Raw genomic sequence first — 18,762 nt, forward strand, 5'->3', positions numbered from 1 at the left:
GTGCCTGTGCCGTGGGATCGGTGTGGCACTGTGTTGATCACTGGTGGTACCGGTGGGTTGGGGCGGTTGCTGGCGCGGCATCTGGTTGTCGAGCACGGGGTGCGTAGCCTGTTGTTGCTCAGCCGCCGAGGTCCGGACGCCGAGGGTGCGGCGGGGCTGGTCGCGGAGCTGGATGCGCATGGTGCCGAGGTTCGGGTGGTGGCTTGCGATGCCGCTGACCGTGACGCGTTGGCCGCGGTGCTCGCGTCTGAGCGGTTGACCGCGGTCATCCATACCGCCGGGGTGCTTGACGATGGCATCGTCGGTGCCTTGACGCCGGAGCGGTTGGACACCGTGCTGCGCCCGAAGGTCGATGCGGCCTGGAATCTCCATGAACTGACCAAGGATCACGATCTTGCCGCGTTCGTCCTGTTCTCCTCGGCGGCGGGGGTGTTGGGGGGTGCGGGTCAGGCCAACTATGCCGCCGCGAACACTTTCCTCGACGCGTTGGCCGAGTACCGGCAGGGGCTTGGCCTGCCCGGTCTCTCGCTGGCCTGGGGCGCGTGGGAGCAGTCGGGTGGGATGACGGCGGGGCTGGGTGAGGCCGACCTCCAGCGGATGACGCTCTCGGGCATGCCACCACTACCCAACGCGCAAGGCCTGGCCCTGTTCGACACGGCGCTCCGCTCGGACCACCCGGTCGTGGTGCCCGCCAGTCTCGACCTGGCCGTCCTGCGTGGGCTTGGTGAGGTGCCGCACGTGCTCCGTGACGTCGTGCGCAAACCTGTCCGTGGCACCACCCGCCGCGCGAGTCCAGCGTCCAGCGAAATCGTCGCGGACCGCTTGGCCGGACTGGTCGGGGCCGAGCGTGACCAAGCCATAGTCGACCTGGTGCGCGTGGAGATCGCCGCTGCGCTCGGACACAAGGGCGTCGAGGGCATCGAACCCGGCAACGCCCTGCAGGAACTCGGTTTCGATTCGCTGACCTCGGTGCAGCTGCGCAACCGGCTCAACCTGGCGACCGGCCTCACCCTGCTGCCGACCCTGGCGTTCGACCACCCGACGATCGGGGAGCTAGCCGCCCACCTCGCCGCTGAACTCGCCGAATCCGCCGGGGCCGCACCTGCGGCTGAGGTTACGGCTCTGGTCGAGGACGGCGCCCCGGACGTCGTCAGCCACCTCTACCGGGAGGCGCACGACGCCGGGCAGTTCCAGCTCGCCAGTGATCTGCTGATGAGCGTCGCCAGGCTGCGGCCCACGTTCTCCGACGCCGTCGAGCTGGAGCGCAAGCCCAAACCGGTCCGTCTCGTCGTCGGGGACAGCGGGACGCACCTGGTCTGCTTCACCCCGATCGTGCCGATGACCGGTGCGAACTTGTACTACCCGCTTGCCGCTGCCCTGCCCGGCGGACTCACCGTGTCGGCGCTGGCTTCCCCGGGCTTCGTCGGGGGCGAGAAGCTCCCGGCGGACGCTTCAGTGCTGGTCTCGCTGCAGGCGGAGACAGTCGCCGAGCATGTCGGTGAGGCACCGTTTGTGCTCGCGGGCATGTCCTCGGGCGGAATCCTCGCGCACACCACGGCGAAACGCCTGGCGGACTTGGGGAAGCCACCGCGCGCAGTGATCTTGACGCATCACGGTTGCTTCGCCGAAGGGGCAAAACACCTCGAGCGCCACCTTCGTCGGGTACGACGAACGGTCCATCGACGTTGCACTTCCGTGCCGCGCCCGGTCCGGGGCGTCCATGATCCGCACGCCGTTCGGCGCTCGACCAGCAACGCGGAGCCGTTGACCAGCTCCCCGGCCTTGTCCTGTACCGCATTCTTCGTCGGGAAGTCAGAGATCGAGCCGTGCGTTCCGTCGTCTCTCCGATAACGGACTCCACGAGTCTTTCCCGATCGTCGCAACAAAAGTCTTCGTTCTGGAGCTCAGGAGCCGCCGAGCGCCAGTCGAGTAAGGGCGGTCCGGGAGTCGATGCCCAGCTTGCGGTAGACGCTGCGCAGATGCTGTTTCACCGTGTACCGGCTCAAGAAGACCTTGGCTGCGATCTGATCGTCGCGAAGGCCGGCCACTGCAAGGCAGGCGACCTCGCGCTCTCGCGGTGAGAGAAGGCCCGCGAGAGAGGGCGGCAGATTGACCTGGCTACCAAGGAGATCACCGCGCACTCGTAGGACAGAGACCGACATGTTTGATCCTTCGGCGACCAGAACGGTGCGCAGTGAAGCCACGATCTGCTGGTCGCCTCGTGGAATGACGTATTCAGCTGTGCCGGGCTCGTCGCTACCCGATGACGCAGCCATCGCATCCTCTAGCCACTCCCGGGATGCTCCCGGAGCGACTCGCTCCAGCTGACTGCGGGCGGCCGCGTTGAGAAGTCTGTCGCCAGTGCGATGGTCAGTGATGATCAGGGCGTCGGTGCTGAGCTCGAACGCCGCAACGAGACTGTCTCGCTCACGTTGCAGGCCGCCCCGCTGCATCAGCCCAGCCGTCGCCATTCCCACGACTCGGCCGATCCCTGCTGCCACCACGAGATCGCCATCGGAGGCAAGTGCCGCGCTGTCCCTATCCGCAACATTGAGGGTCCCCAGAACGGTAGACCCCGCCACGACCGGCGCTTCCAGCACCATCTTCCAACCGTGCAGAGCCATCACGTCGCGGTAGACCGGTTCCGCGAGCCACGCGTTCTCGCCCAGCAGCCGCGAGCTATGGGCGACGCTCGACGAACTCACGCAATGCCGCAGGAGCGGGTCCGATGTGCGTCCGATCTCCTCGTAACGGGCCAGGAAGACGTCGCTCGCGCCCTGGGTCAACGAGCTGACGGGCGTTCCCGTGTTGGGGTCGAGAAGGTAGATGGCGTGCGACCGTGCCGGTAGCAGCTTCGCCACAGTGTCCATCGCGAGTCGCTGCAGCTCCTCGATCGAGGACGCCGCTGCCAGGGTTTCTGCGGCTTCGATGATCTTCTCGGCGGCGGAGCGATCACCCGGAGAGCCTGACATCGGCATGTCACCTCGATTGCGGAGTAGACCGTGCTCGGCCTGCGCACTTTGAACTTGCCGCGCCGTCGTGCCAGCGTCATCGCGGCAGGCCGACGCGCCTACCTGACCTGCCAACATCGCCCGCTTTGCGGTTGAGTAAGGGTGGACTAGAACGACGATGGGGTCAAGCGGCCAAGGTCTTCCTGCGCACCTACGCCGCGAAGCGGCACCTCAAAGCCGTGTACGCAAGCTGGGAATCGCCTCGCGCGGCGACCTGGCCCGGCTCGTGCCGGGAGCATCGCCGGGGCATCCCTCGCGCGAGGGATGAGCGAGTACCTCCCTCTGAGGGATGAGAGACGGTCGCCAGGCGCCCGTAGTTTCCTCGCCAGGCGTGAACGAAGAGGTCATGCCGGGAGGGATAGCTCGAATGAGCGGCTCTTTTCGGGAGCGCGACCGCCGATGGAACCTTCTGCACACCGCCATGGCGGAAGAGGGATACGACGTCCTGGTCATCGCAGGAAGTGACTACCGCGGGCACAAGGGGACACTTCGATACGTCGCCGACTACAACCTCGCCCACCGCTACGGCTACAGCGTCATCTTCGCCGGACACGAGCCCATGATGGTTCTGCCGCAGAACCTGGCAGGCGGGCGCCGGCCGAAAACGGGCTGGGTGAGCGACTACCGTTTTCCGCACGAACTAGCTGTGGGGCTCGTCGAGGCTCTTAAGTCCAGGCAGCAGAACCGCCGGATCGGGATCGTCGGCCTCGGCGAGATCATGAAGGTCCAGGAGTACCTGCACATCGTCCGGGAGCTGCCGCAAGCCGAAGTTTCGGACGCCACGGCAATGTTCGAGCGCGTGCGCGCGGTCAAAAGCGAAGCGGAGCTACGCGGTGCCGAGGAGTCGGCTTACATCACCGATCGCTGCTTCGAGCGCCTCCTGGAGATCGCACGACCCGGGATCACCGAGCGGGCGGTAGCCGCGGAGATGTACTCGACCGCTGCCGCACTTGGCGGTGAGGATCCTCTGTTCCTCACCATGTACGCCGACGAGGAACCCGGCGGGCCGTGCCCGACGTTCGGGGCGCCGCGTGACCGCGAGCTGCGGGCCCACGACGTGTTCACTTTTTCCTACGAGTTGGTCGGCCCGGCGGGTTACTGGGTGGAGCTGTCCCGAATGGTGACCTTTGCGCCACCGTCGGAGCCGGTGCGCAGAATCGCCGGTGCGGTCAGCGCGGGCATGGCCGCCGCCGCGCAGGCGATCGGGCCGCAGGTCTCCACCGCCGACGTGCAGAAGCGAGTCATCGAGGCTGTTGAGGCCGAGGGAGTCAAGTCCTCGTACTGGTCGGGCCACGGCCTAGGGCTCGACGTCCTCGAGGAACCCTGGGTCGGTCTCGACGTCGTCCAGGACGACAGCTCGGCTGGCGCCGTCCCGGTTCTGAACCCCGGCATGGTCCTGGCTCTGCACCCGATGCTGTGGGACGCCGGCACCGCTGCCATGGGCTACATGGCCGACACACACATCGTCACTGACACCGGCTGCCGGGCGCTGTCCCAATTCCCCGTGCAGCTCTACCGACTTGCCGCAGGAGGCTGACGTGGGAACGGCAGCAACGACACCCACAACCACATCGACACCCGTCGATCCCATCCTCGCCTCGGTCCTGCAACGCAGGGTCGACGCGATCGCCAAGGAGATGGCGACGATGCTGATGCGATCGTCGCGTTCCCCGATCTTCAACGAGATCGGGGACCTGGTCACCGTGCTTTTCGACGCGCAGGGCCGGGCACTGGCCCAGGCCGAGTTCGCGGCGATCATCGCCTTCGGGGCACAGCCACCCCTCGAGTACATCATCGACTACTTCGGCGACAACATCGCCGACGGCGATGTCATCCTGCACAACGACGTCTTCACCGGTGGCAACCAGAACGCCGACACTGGGATCTACCTGCCCATCTTCCATCAGGGCGAGCTCGTCGCCTGGGCTGCGGCCAAGGGCCACATGGCCGACATCGGCGGCATGACCGTCGGCGGCTACAACCCTCAGGCCCGCGAGATCTGGCAGGAGGCCCTGCGCATCACCCCGGTGAAGATCCAAGAGGCCGGCCGGCTCCGTAAGGACGTCTGGGACCTGATCGGCGCAAACATCCGCATCGACTTCGTGATGCAGGACATCCGCTCGATGATCGGAGCCTGCACCGTCGGCAAGCGGCGGCTGCTGCATGTGCTCGACCGCTACGGGGCCGAGACCTTCCAGCGGCACATGGATTACGTGCTGAAGAGCTCCGAGCGCCAAGTGCGCGCGGAGGTGAAGCGATGGCCCGACGGGGTTTACCACGGGGAAAGCTGGATGGTCTCCGACGGCATCGACCCGTCGGCCCGCTACAAGATCGCCTGCGAGGTCCGGATCGAGGGCGATGAGATCACCTTCGACTTCTCCGCGACAGACGACCAGTCACCCGGCATCGCCAACATGCCACCCGCCTCGGCAAAGGGCGCCGTGCGCATCGTGTTCCTCATGCTCATCGCCGCGGGCGGCGTGGTCATCCCGACCAACCAGGGCCTATTCGCCCCCCTGAAGACGGTCTTCCGCGACGGCTCGCTACTCAACCCCCGCTTCCCGGCCGCGACGATCTTCGGCAACCAGATGTGCGACGAGGTCCTCGACGCCATCATGAGGGCACTCGCCGACGCACTCCCGGACCGGGTCACCGCTGGCTGGAACCAGTTCATCTGCACCGCACTCAACGGCATCGACCCCCGCACCGCCGGTCCCTTCGTCACGCTGACGGTGTTCCAGCGCAGCGGGCCCGGGGCCATGAAGGGCACGGACGGCTGGGACGCATTCGGCTTCACCGGTACCGCTGGCCAGATGAGGTCTCCCGATCCGGAAATGTTCGAGCTCACCTCGCCGCACTTCCTCGAATACCACGAGTACCTCCCCGACTCGGCCGGCGCAGGTGAATGGCGGGGCGGCCTCGGCACCCGCTCGGCCTGGCGCTGCTACGGCGAGAACGAGGTCGGAGTCACCATCGGTGACGACGTCATCAGCGAGGGTGCTGAGGCCGCGCAGGGACTGTTCGGCGGCGCTGACGCCGGCCGCAACCAGCTCCTGGTTGAGCTGCCGGACGGAACCGTGCACTCCTGGGGCTCGAAGGAGCTCCTCAGGCTGCCGGCCGGGTCCGTCGTGCGTTCCGAGAGCGGCGGCGGCGCCGGCTACGGCGATCCCCGCCGTAGACCGGCCGAACTCGTCCTCGCCGAGGTCCGCGACGGCCTCATCTCATCCGGCCGGGCCCGCACCGACTACGGCGTCGCCACATTCGCCGACCCGGTTGGCGAATGGCGCCTCGACGCCGAGGAGACCGCCGTACTGCGCCGCTCGCCCCTCGCCCCAACCAACCCGAGCGGAGCCCACCGATAATGCGCACAAGAACCGAGCATGGCCTTCGGATCGGCATCGACGTCGGAGGCACCTTCACCGACTTCCTCGTCGTTCACCCCGACGGATCCCATCTGGTCCACAAGACCAGCTCGGTGCCGTCGGACCCGTCCCGGGCTGTCGTACAGGGCCTGCGCGAGATCGCCGATCTGCGCGGGCAGTCCGTCGAGGAGCTGCTGCACAGCATCGACACCATCGTCCACGGCACCACGGTCACCACCAACGCTCTGCTCACCCGCCGCGGCGCCGTGACCGGCCTGCTGACCACCGAGGGTTTTCGCGACGTCCTCCCGATGCGTGACGGAACCCGGGAGGAGGCCTACAACAACCGCCTCGAGGCACCAATTCCCCTGGTGCCACGGCACCTGCGCCTGCCGGTCCCCGGACGGCTCGACCACACCGGCGCTGAGGTCACCCCCGTCGACCTGAGCGCAGTCAAGGACGCCGCGGAAACCTTCCGTGCCGCGGGCGTCGAGGCAGTCGCGATCAGCTTCATGCACTCGCACGCCGACTCCGCGCACGAGGACGCCGCGGCTAAGGCACTGGCCGAGGCTTTGCCGGACGTGTACGTGACCCGGTCGAGTGCCCTGCTCGCCCAGGTCCGCTACTACGACCGCACCTCGACCGCCGTGCTGAACTCCTACGCCGGTCCCATCATCAGCCGGTACCTCGTCGGTCTGACCGCGACGCTCGAGGAGGCCGGATTCGGCGGCATTCTCCTGTTAATGCAGTCCAACGGTGGCGTTGCCACCCCGGCCGAGCTCGCTCGCCGCGCTGCGCTCTCGTTGCTCTCCGGCCCCGCCTCCGGCCCCACCGCGGGTCTGATCGAGGTCGAGCCACACGGCTGGGATCGCTGCCTGACCGTGGACATGGGTGGCACCAGCTTCGACGCCGCCGTCGTCAACGACGGCAAACCGCTGGTCATGACGGACGGCAGCATCGACCGTTGGCGGATCGCGCTGCCGATGGTGGACATCCACACGATCGGCGCCGGCGGCGGCAGCATCGCCCGCGTGGACGACGGTGGCATGCTGCGCGTCGGCCCGGAGAGCGCGGGCGCCGTGCCCGGCCCGGCGTGTTACGGCCGCGGCGGCACACAGGCGACCGTGACCGACGCCGATGTCGTCCTCGGCTACATCGACCCCTCGTCGTTCATGGCGGGCGGCATCCCGCTCGACGCGGCGGCCGCGCGTGCCGCTCTGGAACGGGACGTGGCCCGGCCCCTCGGCCTCGACGTCGTCTCGGCCGCAGCCGGTGTGTACGACCTGGTCAACGTCAGCATGGCCGCCGGCGTCCAGTCGATCACCGTACGACGCGGGCTCGACCCGCGGGACTTCCCGATCGTGGTCGCCGGGGGAGCGGGTCCGGTGCACGCCGCGGCGATCGCGTCCGAGCTGGAGATCCCGGTCCTCGTCACCCCCCGGCAATCGTCGATCTTCTGCGCGGCCGGGATGCTGGTCTGCGACTTCAAGCACGACTACGTCCAGAGCGTGACCAGCGGACTCGCCGACTTCGACCTGGGCAAACTCGCCCGGATCTGGGCAGCGATGGCGGCGAGTGGACGCACCACCCTGCGCGGCGAGGGCATCGGCGACGAGTCGGTGTCGTTCGAGCCGTCGCTGGACATGCGATACGCAGGTCAGTGGTTCGAGATCAACGTCCCGGTCCCGGCCGCCGCGCTGGAGCTGCCCGACCGGGAACAGCTCGCCAAGCTGTTCCACGACGAGCACGACGCGCTCTTCGGCTACCGCTCCGACGATGAGCCCATCGAGGTGCTCAACATCCGGCTCACCGCGGTCGGTGCGACCCCTCGTCCCGCCTTGAACCTCGCTGCTCTCGGCGGCGAACTCGACGACGAGGCCCAGATCGGCGAGCGGGAGATCTGGTCGCCCAGGCGACGGGCACTCGTACCCGCCCGGGTCATCGACGGACACCGGCTCGCCCCAGGAGCACGGCTGAGCGGGCCGGCGGTGATCGAGCTCGGCACGACCAGCCTCGTCGTCCTCGAAGAGTACGACGTGCTCGTCGATACGCGCGGCTCCTTCGTGCTCTACCTGCGCGACCGCGCCCACGAGTTGTCTGACCGGCTGGGTCTGGCAGGAGAGGCGGTGAAGCTGTGACCGCTCCCGCCGCGGTGCCCGGGCTCAGCGGGGCGACCGCAGTCATCACCGGTGGTGCGACGCTCATCGGAGCGGGCGTGGTGCAGGCCTTCGTCGACGCCGGCGCCTACGTGGCCGTCCTGGACATCGACGCGGAGCGGGGGGCGGAGCTGGAGAGGACTCACGGCGCCGCGGTCTCCTTCCTCCATACCGACCTCACCGACGATCAAGCGTTGGCTCGTGCCGTCGACGCGATCATCGAACGGTTTGGGCGGGTCGATTCTCTGGTCAACCTCGCTTGCTCCTACGTCGACGAGGGCCGCGCCTCCACCCGCACGCAGTGGCTGCAGAGTCTGGACGTCAACGTCGCAAGCATCGCGTTGGCCAGCACGGCCTTCGCCCCCCACCTCGCGGCATCGCCGCAGGGCGCGATCGTGAACTTCACGTCCATTTCCGGCCGCGTCGCTCAGCCCGGGCGCTGGCTGTACCCCGCGGGGAAAGCGGCCGTTGCCCAGCTCACTCGCAGCATGGCCATGGACCTGGCCCCGGACGGTATCCGGGTGAACTCGGTTAGCCCGGGCTGGACCTGGTCAGGCGTGATGGAGCAGCTCTCCGGCGGCGACAGGGCGAGAACCGACCACGTCGCCGCTCCACTGCACCTGCTGCGCCGCGTCGGTGATCCAGGTGAGGTGGCCGCGGCCGTGCTTTTCCTCTGTTCCCCCGCCGCCTCCTTCATCACCGGGGTGGACCTGGCCGTCGACGGCGGCTACTCGGCGATGGGGCCCGAGCGCACCGAGCAGCTCATAGCTGCGCTCAGCAAACCGCCTGCCGGTTGAGACCCACGTGATCGGAGGGCTCCGTATTCCCGCCTTCCACCGGCCGGCACCACCCCGCACACACACCCAGGAGCATTGACATGGCCGTCGACCCATCCGTGCCCTCAGCCGGCCCGGCTAGCAGTCCCACCCTGTCCTCAAGTCCTAGTACCTCCGGTGGCCTCGGCCAGCGGATCGAGGACCACGCGCTCGAGCGCGTCCCCGACAGCGAGCGGCGCGGAGGCTGGGGCCTGCTCTGGAACACCGCGGGAGTCGGCTCGACGCTCGTCGTCCTCTCCGTCGGTGCCGCCGTCACCCTGATCGCAGGGGTGGGCTGGGGCATCGCCGTCGGCGCCGTCACCGCAGTACTGGGCGGGGCCCTCGGCTGGGCGGTCGGGCACGTCAGCTACGTCTCCGGGACCTCGAGCACGGTCACCAGCCGTTTCTACGGCCTCGGAACCCGCGGGTCGGCACTCGCGTCATTGATCTTCGCGGTGATGATCGTCGGCTTCATCGCCCTGGAGAACGCGATGCTGTACAACGGCACTCTGTTCCTCCTCGGCTGGGCACCCAGCCCCGGCCACGCCGTGCTCATCTTCGGCATCCTCACGGTGGCTTGGCTAATCCTGCCCACGTTCGGCATCGCGCTCGTCCAACGCACATCCGGCCTTCTCACAGCGGTGTCCGCGGTGCTGTTCATCGTCGTCGCCGGGATCGCAGTCGGCTCGTCGGGACATTCGGTCGGCGTGATCCTGGGCACCGGCACCGGTATCCCCACCGGCTTCGCCGGCCAGGCCGACCGTGTGCAGGCCGCGTTCGCCCTCATCGCAGGCATCGCCGGGGCGCTCGCTCTCGTCGGCGCCGACTTCGCCCGCTACGCCCGGACCAGCCGCGACGTCGGGATCATGGCCGTTGGCGGGTCGATCGTGGTCAACCTGCTGGTCCTGGTGATCGGCACCCTGATCGTCCAGGCCGGCAGCGTTGTCGTAGGTGCACGCCTCGCCGCCGACCCGGCGCTCGCCGCCACGCAGCCCGGGGCCTCGATCGAGGACAAGGTGTCCGGGATGGTCTCGGCGAACCCAGGTGCCTTCTTCGTCGTGCTCGCCGGTGTGACCGGCTTCGGCCTCGTCTACGCCGCCCAGGCGAAGGCCCAGGTGATCAACGCTTACTCCGCCAGCCTCTCGCTGACCAACCTCGTCGACGGGCTTACCCGGCGCAGCCCCGGCCGGTTCGTGATGCTCGTGGTGGCGAACGGCATCGCACTGGTGATGATCTCGATCGGGATCCTGGACACCATCTCCAGCTGGCTCGACGCTCTCGGCATCCTCACCACGTCGCTCAGCGCCTTGCTCATCGCGGACTACTTCCTGGTCCGCCGCGGACAGCCGGCCGATCCCGCGCGCGTCGAGCAGGTCAACTGGGCCGGTGTGATCACCCTCGTCATCGCCTCCGTACTGGCCGAGGTCCTCGTCCTCACCGGTGTGACCCGTCTCGGCTTCGTCGTCGCGATCGTGGCGACCGCCGTCCTCTACCCCGTCCTGCGGCGAACGGTTCTTCCTGAAGGCACGGGGACCCGCTTCGATTTCACCAGTTCTGCTCCCCAGAGGTGACACACATGCCCCAACAGCTTCGGATCGGCATCATCGGAGCCGGGTTCGCCGGCCTGAGCTCGGCGAAGGTCCTGCGGGCGTGCGGATTCGACGTCGTGGTCCTCGACGCCTGCCCCGACGTGGGCGGCGTCTGGAGCCGTACTCGTCGCTACCCCGGCCTGACCACCCAGAACGGGAAGGACAGTTACGCGCTGTCCGACCATCCGATGCCGCGCGACTACCCCGAATGGCCCAGCGGGGAACAGGTCCAGCAGTATCTCGAGAGCTACGTCGACAGGTTCGGGCTCAAGGAGATCCTGCTCCTCGGTACCCGCGTCGTCCATGCCGGGCTGGACGAGGCCGGACCGAGCTGGATACTGCAGCTGTGTGATGAGACGACCGGCAACGAGCTACCCGATCTGACCGTCGACCATCTGGTCGTGGCCAACGGGATCTTCAGCACACCCTTCGTCCCCGATTTCCCCGGGGCCGGCGAGTTCACCGCCGCAGGCGGGCGGGTGTGCAGCGTGTCGGACGTCAACGATCTCGACCAGGTTAGCGACAAAGACGTTCTAGTCGTCGGCTACGGCAAATCCGCCTGCGACGCCGCCGCCGTCATCAGCAACGTCGCCGCGTCGACCGCGGTGATCGCCCGCGAGCTGCTGTGGAAGATCCCCCGCAAGTTCGGCAACGTGCTCAACTACAAGTACCTGCTACTCACCCGGCTCGGCGAGGGCTTGTTCCGCTACATCACGCCGACCGGATTCGAGAAGTTCCTCCACGGTCCCGGCCGCCCCGTCCGCAACGCCATGCTGTCCGGCATCCAGGCGCTGATTACCCGGCAGCTCATGTTGCGCCGCACCAAGCTCGTCCCGGATGGCGCGCTCGAACGCATCGCGCGCAGCACGGTAAGCCTCGCAACCGAGTCGTTCTACGAACGGGTCGTGGAGGGGCGCATCAAGGTGCATCGCGACACCCAGATCACCCGGCTATTCGTGTCGCCGAATGGCCGCCCTGCGGCCGAACTCGCCGACGGCACGGTGCTGCCCGCTGACGTGGTCGTTTGTGGAACTGGGTGGCGGCAGGACATTCCCTTCCTCAGTCCCGAGGTGCTCGGCCGCGTGACGGACGAAGCCGGCAACTTCGCCCTATACCGCCAGGTCCTCCCGCATGACGTCCCGGCGCTGACCTTCTGCGGGTACAACTCGTCGTTCTACAGCCCGCTCAGCGCGGAGATCGCCGCCTGGTGGATCGCAGCCCACCTCAGCGGGCGTCTGGCATTGCCGCCGGAGGCCGAACGCCGAGTGCAGGTGGCCGAGCGCCTGGCTTGGATGGAGAAGCGCACCGACGGACGTCACGCTCGCGGTACCAACATCGTGCCCTTCTCCGTGCACAACATCGACGAGCTGCTTTCCGACCTCGGCGAGGGTGTGGGACGCCCGCAGCGCTTCGCGGAGTGGTTCCGCCCACTCAGCCTCCCCGCCTACGCCGCGGTCGGAGAACGAGTGATCGCGGGATGTCAGGTTTCCGGACTGCATTCCCGATGACGCACGCCCATTTCCCGTACCACGCCCATCCCACCTACTACTTCGGAGGCAGGAATGACCCTCCAGCGCGACCCGGTCGCCAGAAGTTCGACGCCGGCCCGCACCGGCTACCGGAATCTTGTCCGCGAGGACCGGGTGCACCGGACGCTCTACACCGACCCGGAGGTCTTCGCAACGGAGATGGTGAACGTCTTCGGTGGCCGTTCCTGGGTGTATCTGGCCCACGAGTCCCAGCTTCCGGAGCCGAACTCGTTCTTGTCGGTGCGCATGGGGCTGCGCCCCGTGATCGTCACCCGTGACCGCAAGAGTGCGCTGCACGTCGTGTTCAACCGGTGCAGCCACCGGGCCGCAACGTTGTGCCGGGAGGAGAGCGGGGTTGCCAAGAGCTTCCAGTGCCCGTACCACGGCTGGACGTTCCGCAACACCGGCGAGCTCGTCGGTACGCCCTGGCCGCAGGGATACGGCGAAGACTTCGACCGCGCCGAGCACGGCCTGCACAAGCTCGCCAAGGTCGAGTCCTACCGCGGCTTCATCTTCGGCACTCTCAACGGGGCTGCGCCTTCGGTGGTGGACTGGCTTGGGCCGGCGGCGGCGTGGCTCGACTACTGGATCGACCGCGCTCCCGAGGGTGAGGTCATCGTTCGCAGCGCGGCGCACCGGATGGGCTACCGCGGCAACTGGAAGCTTGCCTACGACAATGCCGGGGACGGCTACCACCCGGCGTTCTCGCACCGGTCGCTGCTGGAGATGGCCTCCCGGATGGGCGACAGCAAGGACATGTCCTACTTCGGCGTCTCGCCCGATGAGGGGCCGATGCGCACGTACCTGCTGGGCAACGGGCACAGTGTGATCGACCAGCGGCCGAACTACGACGGCCCGGGCAGCTTCTGGGCGAACCAGCGGCCGCAGCCTGGGCGGGAGAAGTTCGAGGAGCAGATCCGCGCCAACCACGGCGACGACGCCGACCGGCTGCTCGACCTGTGCGTGGGCTCGCAGATCAACCTCAGCATTTTCCCGAACCTGCTGGTGATCGGAAACCAGATCCAGGTCGTCGAGCCGCTCGCGGTGGACCGCACGCAGCTCACCTGGCACGCCACGGCCATCGGCGGTGTGCCGGACGCGGTCAACACGATGAGGATGCGCACCCAGGAGGACTTCCCCGCCTTCGGCGAGCCGGACGACCAGGCGAACTTCGAGGAAGTTCAGCGCGGGCTGGCTGCGCCCGAGGCCGAGTGGATCCTGATGAACCGCGGGCTGGGCGTCGACGGCTGGCAGGAGGTCGGCCCGGACGGCGTCGTATCCAGCACCGCGACCGACGAGCTGCACATGCGCCGCTACTACGCGGCATGGCTGCAGTTGATGACCGAGGAGGCCATGTGATGAGCAGCAGGATCCAGGCCCGGTACGCCGACACCTCGTCGTGGTCCTACCACATCGACGAGCACTACTACGAGGAGCTGGCCCGCCAGTCCGCTCTACTGCGCGAGGACTGGCCCCACGCCGGCGCCGACGAGATCATCGAGGCGCAGTCTTTGCTCACTCACGAAGCACGGTTGATCGATGAGGGCCGGTTCAACGACTGGCTCGAGCACTTCACAGACGACTGTCTCTACTGGGTGCCCGTGACAGCAGGGGCCGGTGACCCCACCGTCGAAATCTCGCACGCCTTCGACGACCGACGACGGCTCACTGACCGGGTCTACTGGCTGCGCACGGGCCTGGCATTCAGCCAGATCCCGGCGTCGAGGACCCGGCGCGTGATCGGGAACGTGGAGACCACCATCGACCCCGCAACCGGCGAGCGCCTGGTCCGATCCAATTTCGTCGTCCACGAGTTCCGGGCAGGCGTCACCAAAAGCTATCCCGGCTGGTACGGACACGTCCTCCGCAGCTCTGATGACGGCTGGGAGATCAAGGTGAAGCAAGCCAACCTGCTCGACTCCGATCAGATCCACGAAAACCTCACCCTGGTGTTCTAAATGACCCACTCCAGTCCCGAGGGCGCCATCGGAGAAAGCACCGTCGAGGCGACCCAACTCGCAACCCTCCGCCAAGAAAACGCCCTCCTGCGCAGGCAGAACGGCCTGCTCCAGCTTCGGGTGGAGCGGCTTGAACGGCAAGTGGCGAGCAGCGGTCCGCTGATCGACCAGGCAAAACATTTGGCCTTCTGGGACTTCACCCCGTACGAGGTCAGCCCAGATGACAGCTGGGTCGCCGTCGACCGAACGAAGGCGATGTCCCTGATGAGTGCACTTGCCGGAATCGACCATTGGAATCCCTGGGGCGAGAGCATCGAAGCGAGGCCGCAGCCATGAAGCCTATTGCCGTGATCACCCACGTGGATCGGGCCGCTGCCGGTCTGATCCACGATGTTGCACGTGATCGGGGCTTCTCCTACCGGGTCGTTCGCCCTTACCGGGGTGAACAGCTACCCGGCTTGGGCGAGGTCGAGGCGGTTGTGGCGATGGGAGGGCCGCAGGCTGCCTACGACGACCACCCGTATCTGCGCGCGGAAGAGCGGTACCTCGCGTCGGTCGTCGAGGCCGGCGTTCCGCTCCTAGCCATCTGCCTGGGCGCACAGGTGCTGTCGCGTGCCCTGGGCGGCACGGCGCAGCCCGGGAGCGACGGCCTGGAGGCCGGCATTATCCAAGTGAAGCAGGCGGATTCAGCGCCCTTCGAGATCGCCGGCGAATTCTTCTCGTTCCATTCCGACTCAATGACTCCGCCCGCCGGGGCGGAGGTGCTGGCCGGCTCCGATCGGTACCTGCAGGCCTGGAGCGCCGGATCCGCTCTCGCCGTTCAATTCCACCCCGAAATGACCATGGCGGGCGTACAAGATCTGCTCGACGACGAGGGCCCCAAGCTGGAGCGCTACCACGTCGACGTGCCAAGAATCCGCGCCGACGCTGAGCGCTACTTCAATGCAGGGGCCGAAGACTCCCGGACCCTCCTCGGCCACTGGTTCGACGCATTCGCCCCCGGCCACCCCCGACGCTGATCCCCAAAGGAGAGATCAATGCCCAGCACCGGAAAGTTCATCGAACGACACGGGCTTTACCCGCCTGAGAAGCGTGAATCAGCGGAACGTTCCAAGAAGCTGGCCGAGCAACATGACATCGAGCTCGTCCGGATTGTGTGGCCGGATCAGCACGGCCTGCTGCGCGGTAAGGCGCTGACCAAGGCGGCGTATTTCGCTGCCCTGGAGTCCGGCAACGAGATCACTATGGCGCCGTTCTTTTTCGACCCGGCGAACGCCATCGTGCTGAACCCGTTCAGCACTGACGGCGGGTTCGAGATAGCCGGCCTGGGCGGCAGCCCGAACGTCACGATGGTTCCTGACCCGGATACCTTCATCGTTCTGCCGTGGGCCCCGAAGACCGCGCTGGTCTTCGCCGACCTGTACATGAACAACGGCTCGCTGTTCCCGCTGGCCCCGCGGACGATCCTAAAGAACTCCCTCGCCAAGCTCGCCGAGCGCAACTACAAGATCGTCGCTGGCATCGAGCTGGAGTGGTACCTCACGCGAATCGTGGACGATCTGCTCGGCAAGTGCTCGCTCGGAGCTCCGGGCACACCGGCGGACCCGCCCCAGGTTGCTCCCGTGGCACGCGGATACAACTACCTCCTTCTCGACCATCTGGACGAGATCGACGAGGCGCTCACTCCGATCCGCGACTCCGTGCTCGCCATGGGGCTGCCGCTGCGATCGTTTGACGACGAGTGGGCCCCGAGCCAGGTAGAGACGACGTTCGACGTGCTGGAGGGGATGGCGGCCGCCGACGCAGCGAGCATCTTCAAGATGACGGTCAAACAGACCGCCAAGCGCAACGGTTACCTCGCGTCGTTCATGTCCACTCCCGCGATCGCCGGGTTCTACGCCAGTGGCTGGCACTTGCACACCTCGATCGCCGACGCGTCTACTGGCGAGAACCTGATGGTCCCGGGTGAGGGCGAGGCGCTGTCACCGCTCGGTCAGCACTACGTCGGCGGGCAGCTGGCCCACGGCCAGGCCGCGTCAGTGTTCACCACACCGACGATCAACGGTTACCGCCGACGCCGACCGTACTCACTCGCGCCGGACCGGCTGACCTGGGCTTACGACAACCGGGCGGCGATGATGCGCGTGATCAGCGCGCCGGGGGACAAGGCATCGCACGTCGAGAACCGTGTCGGCGAGGCGGCGGCGAACCCGTACCTGTACCTGGCCTCGCAGGTCGTGGCAGGGCTCGACGGAATCGTCAACCAGATCGAGCCGGGGCCGCTGAGCGAAGACCCCTATTCCGCAGAAGTTCCGCAGTTGCCGACCACCCTGAAGGACGCAATCCAGGTACTGGAGAAGGACGAGTTCTTCAGCAAAGAGTTCGGCAGTACGTTCATCGACTACTTCGTGACGATGAAACGCAGCGAGGTCGACCGCTACGAGTCGTGGGTCGCGGAGAACCCTGACGCTGACAAATACGTCAACGGCGTCACCGACTGGGAGCACCGCGAGTACTTCGAGGTTTTCTAGCCTCGCCTGGAGTCCGGTGCTGCCCGCGCTCCGGCGCGGCCGGCACCGGATTTGCCGGCTCCCGCCAAATCGAGAAAGCAGCCCGATGCCCAAGATCGTGTTCAACTGTCCAGACGGATCCCAGCGCGTCGTCGAGGCGCGCAGTGGTTCGTCGATCATGGAGACAGGAACTAAATCCGGTGTGCCCGGCATTGTCGCCGAATGTGGCGGGGCGCTGGCCTGCGCGACCTGTCACGTCTACGTGGCGGAGAACTACCGGGCCCTCGTTGGTGAGGCCGGTGACTTCGAAGACGAGATGCTCGAGGACGCGGCCGCCGAGCGCAAGGAGAACAGCCGTCTCTCCTGCCAAATCCCAATGACAGACGAGCTCGATGGCATCGAGGTAACGGTGGCTCCAGAACAATGACAGTGTCGACGAACCTTCCTGCTCGTACCGGGGTGCTGGTGATCGGCGCCGGGGAGGCCGGCGTTCGGGTAGCCACATCGCTCCGCGAGTACGGATACGGGAAGCCGATCGTGCTCCTCGGCGATGAAGCTCACCAGCCCTACCAACGGCCGCCCCTCTCGAAGGCATTCCTCAACGGCAAGGCAGATCATGATGACCTCGCCTTACGCACCCCCAGCTTCTTTCGTCAGATCGAGGTGACGGTGTACGGCGGCCACCGGGTCGTCGATGTTGAGGTTGATAGCAGCGGAGCCGGAACGGCGACATGCGAAGGCGGCGGCACCATCCGGTTTGACCAACTGGTCCTGGCCACTGGCGCACGAGCCCGCCCGCTGCCGGTCGACGGCGCGGACCTCGACGGTGTCTGTACCCTGCGTAACCTCGACGACGCCGAAATATTGCGTGAGCGGTTGATAAGCAGCGAGCGAGTCGTCGTCCTCGGTGCGGGCTACATCGGCTTGGAAGCCGCGGCCGTCACCAGTGACCGTGGTCTGAAAACCACCGTCATCGAGCGAGAGGAGCGCCTCCTCAGCCGGGTCAGCGCAACGCCGCTGTCGAACTTCCTCATCGACCGGCACCGCGACTGGGGAGTCGAGTTCTTCCTCGGCGCGGACGTCCGTGAGATCACCGGGAAGGACGGCCGGGTAGCGGGCGTCCGTCTCGCGGACGGCTCCGTTCTCCCGGCCGAGCTCGTCATCGCCGGGATCGGGGCTGTGCCGGAGACCGCCGTGGCCGAGAAGCTCGGCCTGCAGGTCCGGCGGGGGATCGTCGTTGACGCCGCTTGCCGCACCAGTCATCCGGGCGTCCTAGCCGCGGGGGACTGCACGGTGCAGCCCCACCCTCACTTGCAGGGCGAGCTGATCGGCATCGAGTCGGTACAGAACGCCAACGACCAAGCCAAGGTCGCCGCCGCCACCATCCTCGGGATTGAGCCCGTCCGACCTCCAGTGCCGTGGTTCTGGTCCGATCAGCGAGAAATCAAATTGCAGATCGCCGGAATCTCGAACGGGCATGACAATTTCATAGTGCGGGGTGTTCCAGGCGGGACCGATCTGACCGTGCTCTACTACCGAGCGGGCGCCTTGATCGCGGGCGAGTCCGTGAACCGGCCGAAGGATTTCATGGCGGTCAAGCGAGCGCTTGGTGCAGGCAAGACCATAGATCCCGACGGAGCAGCTGACCCGGAAACGCCGCTCAAAGAGCTGATCGCCGATCGCTACTGACTTTGTAGTTTCAGGGTTCGACGTGTCCTTATAGTCTATTGTGGACTTCTGATGAGCTGGTGCAGCCGGCCTCGGCGCGCGTAGGCAACGCAGTGGTGAGGTTGGCCAGGCCCGACGAGTACGGCACGGACGGTGGAGAGACG

Annotated in this window: 15 protein-coding genes; 14 read left to right on the top strand and 1 reads right to left on the bottom strand. The window is 67.0% G+C overall.

Features of this window, described 5'->3' with window-relative positions:
- The first annotated feature begins 30 nt into the window (after positions 1 to 30).
- A complete protein-coding gene (locus tag FDZ84_RS39325; protein ID WP_168587909.1) occupies positions 31 to 1,851 on the top strand; it encodes an SDR family NAD(P)-dependent oxidoreductase in 1,821 nt (606 codons plus the stop codon).
- Positions 1,852 to 1,904: 53 nt separating this feature from the next.
- On the opposite strand, the gene FDZ84_RS25350 is transcribed toward FDZ84_RS39325, so the two are convergent.
- Positions 1,905 to 2,972 carry a LuxR C-terminal-related transcriptional regulator gene (locus FDZ84_RS25350; RefSeq protein WP_168587910.1) on the bottom strand — a complete coding sequence of 356 codons (1,068 nt, stop codon included), beginning with the start codon at positions 2,970 to 2,972 and terminating at the stop codon, positions 1,905 to 1,907.
- 406 nt (positions 2,973 to 3,378) lie between these two features.
- Between FDZ84_RS25350 and FDZ84_RS25355 the strand changes: the two genes are divergently transcribed.
- The 13 genes from FDZ84_RS25355 to FDZ84_RS25415 all read left to right on the top strand — a co-directional run bounded on the left by FDZ84_RS25355 (position 3,379) and on the right by FDZ84_RS25415 (position 18,619).
- Positions 3,379 to 4,548 carry a M24 family metallopeptidase gene (locus FDZ84_RS25355; protein WP_168587911.1) on the top strand — a complete coding sequence of 390 codons (1,170 nt, stop codon included), beginning with the start codon at positions 3,379 to 3,381 and terminating at the stop codon, positions 4,546 to 4,548.
- 1 nt (position 4,549) lies between these two features.
- On the top strand, positions 4,550 to 6,373 hold the full coding sequence (locus FDZ84_RS25360) for a hydantoinase B/oxoprolinase family protein (RefSeq protein ID WP_168587912.1): 1,824 nt from the start codon (positions 4,550 to 4,552) through the stop codon (positions 6,371 to 6,373).
- Complete coding sequence (locus FDZ84_RS25365; RefSeq protein ID WP_168587913.1) at positions 6,373 to 8,511, top strand: hydantoinase/oxoprolinase family protein; 2,139 nt, start codon at positions 6,373 to 6,375, stop codon at positions 8,509 to 8,511. Before FDZ84_RS25360 ends, FDZ84_RS25365 begins: the two co-directional genes overlap by 1 nt.
- Positions 8,508 to 9,326, top strand: a complete 819-nt coding sequence (locus FDZ84_RS25370; RefSeq protein ID WP_210435103.1) for an SDR family oxidoreductase — start codon at positions 8,508 to 8,510, stop codon at positions 9,324 to 9,326. Before FDZ84_RS25365 ends, FDZ84_RS25370 begins: the two co-directional genes overlap by 4 nt.
- Before the next feature lie 80 nt (positions 9,327 to 9,406).
- Entirely contained in the window at positions 9,407 to 10,915 is a 1,509-nt protein-coding gene (locus FDZ84_RS25375; RefSeq protein ID WP_168587914.1) for a cytosine permease, read from the top strand.
- Positions 10,916 to 10,920: 5 nt separating this feature from the next.
- Entirely contained in the window at positions 10,921 to 12,441 is a 1,521-nt protein-coding gene (locus tag FDZ84_RS25380) for an NAD(P)/FAD-dependent oxidoreductase (protein ID WP_168587915.1), read from the top strand.
- A 54-nt stretch (positions 12,442 to 12,495) separates the two neighbouring features.
- Positions 12,496 to 13,821: a Rieske 2Fe-2S domain-containing protein gene (locus FDZ84_RS25385; RefSeq protein ID WP_168587916.1), complete on the top strand. Its 1,326-nt coding sequence runs from the start codon at positions 12,496 to 12,498 to the stop codon at positions 13,819 to 13,821.
- Positions 13,821 to 14,420 (top strand): aromatic-ring-hydroxylating dioxygenase subunit beta, encoded by a 600-nt coding sequence (locus tag FDZ84_RS25390; protein WP_168587917.1) that lies wholly within the window; start codon positions 13,821 to 13,823, stop codon positions 14,418 to 14,420. Before FDZ84_RS25385 ends, FDZ84_RS25390 begins: the two co-directional genes overlap by 1 nt.
- The gene (locus FDZ84_RS25395) at positions 14,421 to 14,756 is read left to right on the top strand and encodes a hypothetical protein (RefSeq protein WP_210435104.1); all 336 of its coding nucleotides are present in this window, start codon (positions 14,421 to 14,423) and stop codon (positions 14,754 to 14,756) included. It begins immediately after the preceding gene.
- An 11-nt stretch (positions 14,757 to 14,767) separates the two neighbouring features.
- The gene (locus FDZ84_RS25400) at positions 14,768 to 15,439 is read left to right on the top strand and encodes a type 1 glutamine amidotransferase (protein WP_168587918.1); all 672 of its coding nucleotides are present in this window, start codon (positions 14,768 to 14,770) and stop codon (positions 15,437 to 15,439) included.
- Positions 15,440 to 15,457: 18 nt separating this feature from the next.
- Positions 15,458 to 16,951, top strand: coding sequence for a glutamine synthetase family protein (locus FDZ84_RS25405; protein WP_168587919.1), 1,494 nt, complete (start codon positions 15,458 to 15,460; stop codon positions 16,949 to 16,951).
- 85 nt (positions 16,952 to 17,036) lie between these two features.
- Positions 17,037 to 17,357 (top strand): 2Fe-2S iron-sulfur cluster-binding protein, encoded by a 321-nt coding sequence (locus FDZ84_RS25410; protein WP_168587920.1) that lies wholly within the window; start codon positions 17,037 to 17,039, stop codon positions 17,355 to 17,357.
- Positions 17,354 to 18,619 (top strand): NAD(P)/FAD-dependent oxidoreductase, encoded by a 1,266-nt coding sequence (locus FDZ84_RS25415; RefSeq protein ID WP_168587921.1) that lies wholly within the window; start codon positions 17,354 to 17,356, stop codon positions 18,617 to 18,619. Before FDZ84_RS25410 ends, FDZ84_RS25415 begins: the two co-directional genes overlap by 4 nt.
- Positions 18,620 to 18,762 lie beyond the last annotated feature (143 nt).

This window comes from Saccharopolyspora sp. ASAGF58 (genome assembly GCF_012277335.1).
Lineage (GTDB): Bacteria > Actinomycetota > Actinomycetes > Mycobacteriales > Pseudonocardiaceae > Saccharopolyspora > Saccharopolyspora hattusasensis.

Coding starts and splice junctions, on each gene's coding strand:
- FDZ84_RS25350 (WP_168587910.1), bottom strand. CDS start 2,972: ATGTCAGGCTCTCCGGGTGATCGCTCCGCCGCCGAGAAGATCATCGAA.
- FDZ84_RS25355 (WP_168587911.1), top strand. CDS start 3,379: ATGAGCGGCTCTTTTCGGGAGCGCGACCGCCGATGGAACCTTCTGCAC.
- FDZ84_RS25365 (WP_168587913.1), top strand. CDS start 6,373: ATGCGCACAAGAACCGAGCATGGCCTTCGGATCGGCATCGACGTCGGA.
- FDZ84_RS25375 (WP_168587914.1), top strand. CDS start 9,407: ATGGCCGTCGACCCATCCGTGCCCTCAGCCGGCCCGGCTAGCAGTCCC.
- FDZ84_RS25380 (WP_168587915.1), top strand. CDS start 10,921: ATGCCCCAACAGCTTCGGATCGGCATCATCGGAGCCGGGTTCGCCGGC.
- FDZ84_RS25385 (WP_168587916.1), top strand. CDS start 12,496: ATGACCCTCCAGCGCGACCCGGTCGCCAGAAGTTCGACGCCGGCCCGC.
- FDZ84_RS25390 (WP_168587917.1), top strand. CDS start 13,821: ATGAGCAGCAGGATCCAGGCCCGGTACGCCGACACCTCGTCGTGGTCC.
- FDZ84_RS25395 (WP_210435104.1), top strand. CDS start 14,421: ATGACCCACTCCAGTCCCGAGGGCGCCATCGGAGAAAGCACCGTCGAG.
- FDZ84_RS25405 (WP_168587919.1), top strand. CDS start 15,458: ATGCCCAGCACCGGAAAGTTCATCGAACGACACGGGCTTTACCCGCCT.
- FDZ84_RS25410 (WP_168587920.1), top strand. CDS start 17,037: ATGCCCAAGATCGTGTTCAACTGTCCAGACGGATCCCAGCGCGTCGTC.
- FDZ84_RS25415 (WP_168587921.1), top strand. CDS start 17,354: ATGACAGTGTCGACGAACCTTCCTGCTCGTACCGGGGTGCTGGTGATC.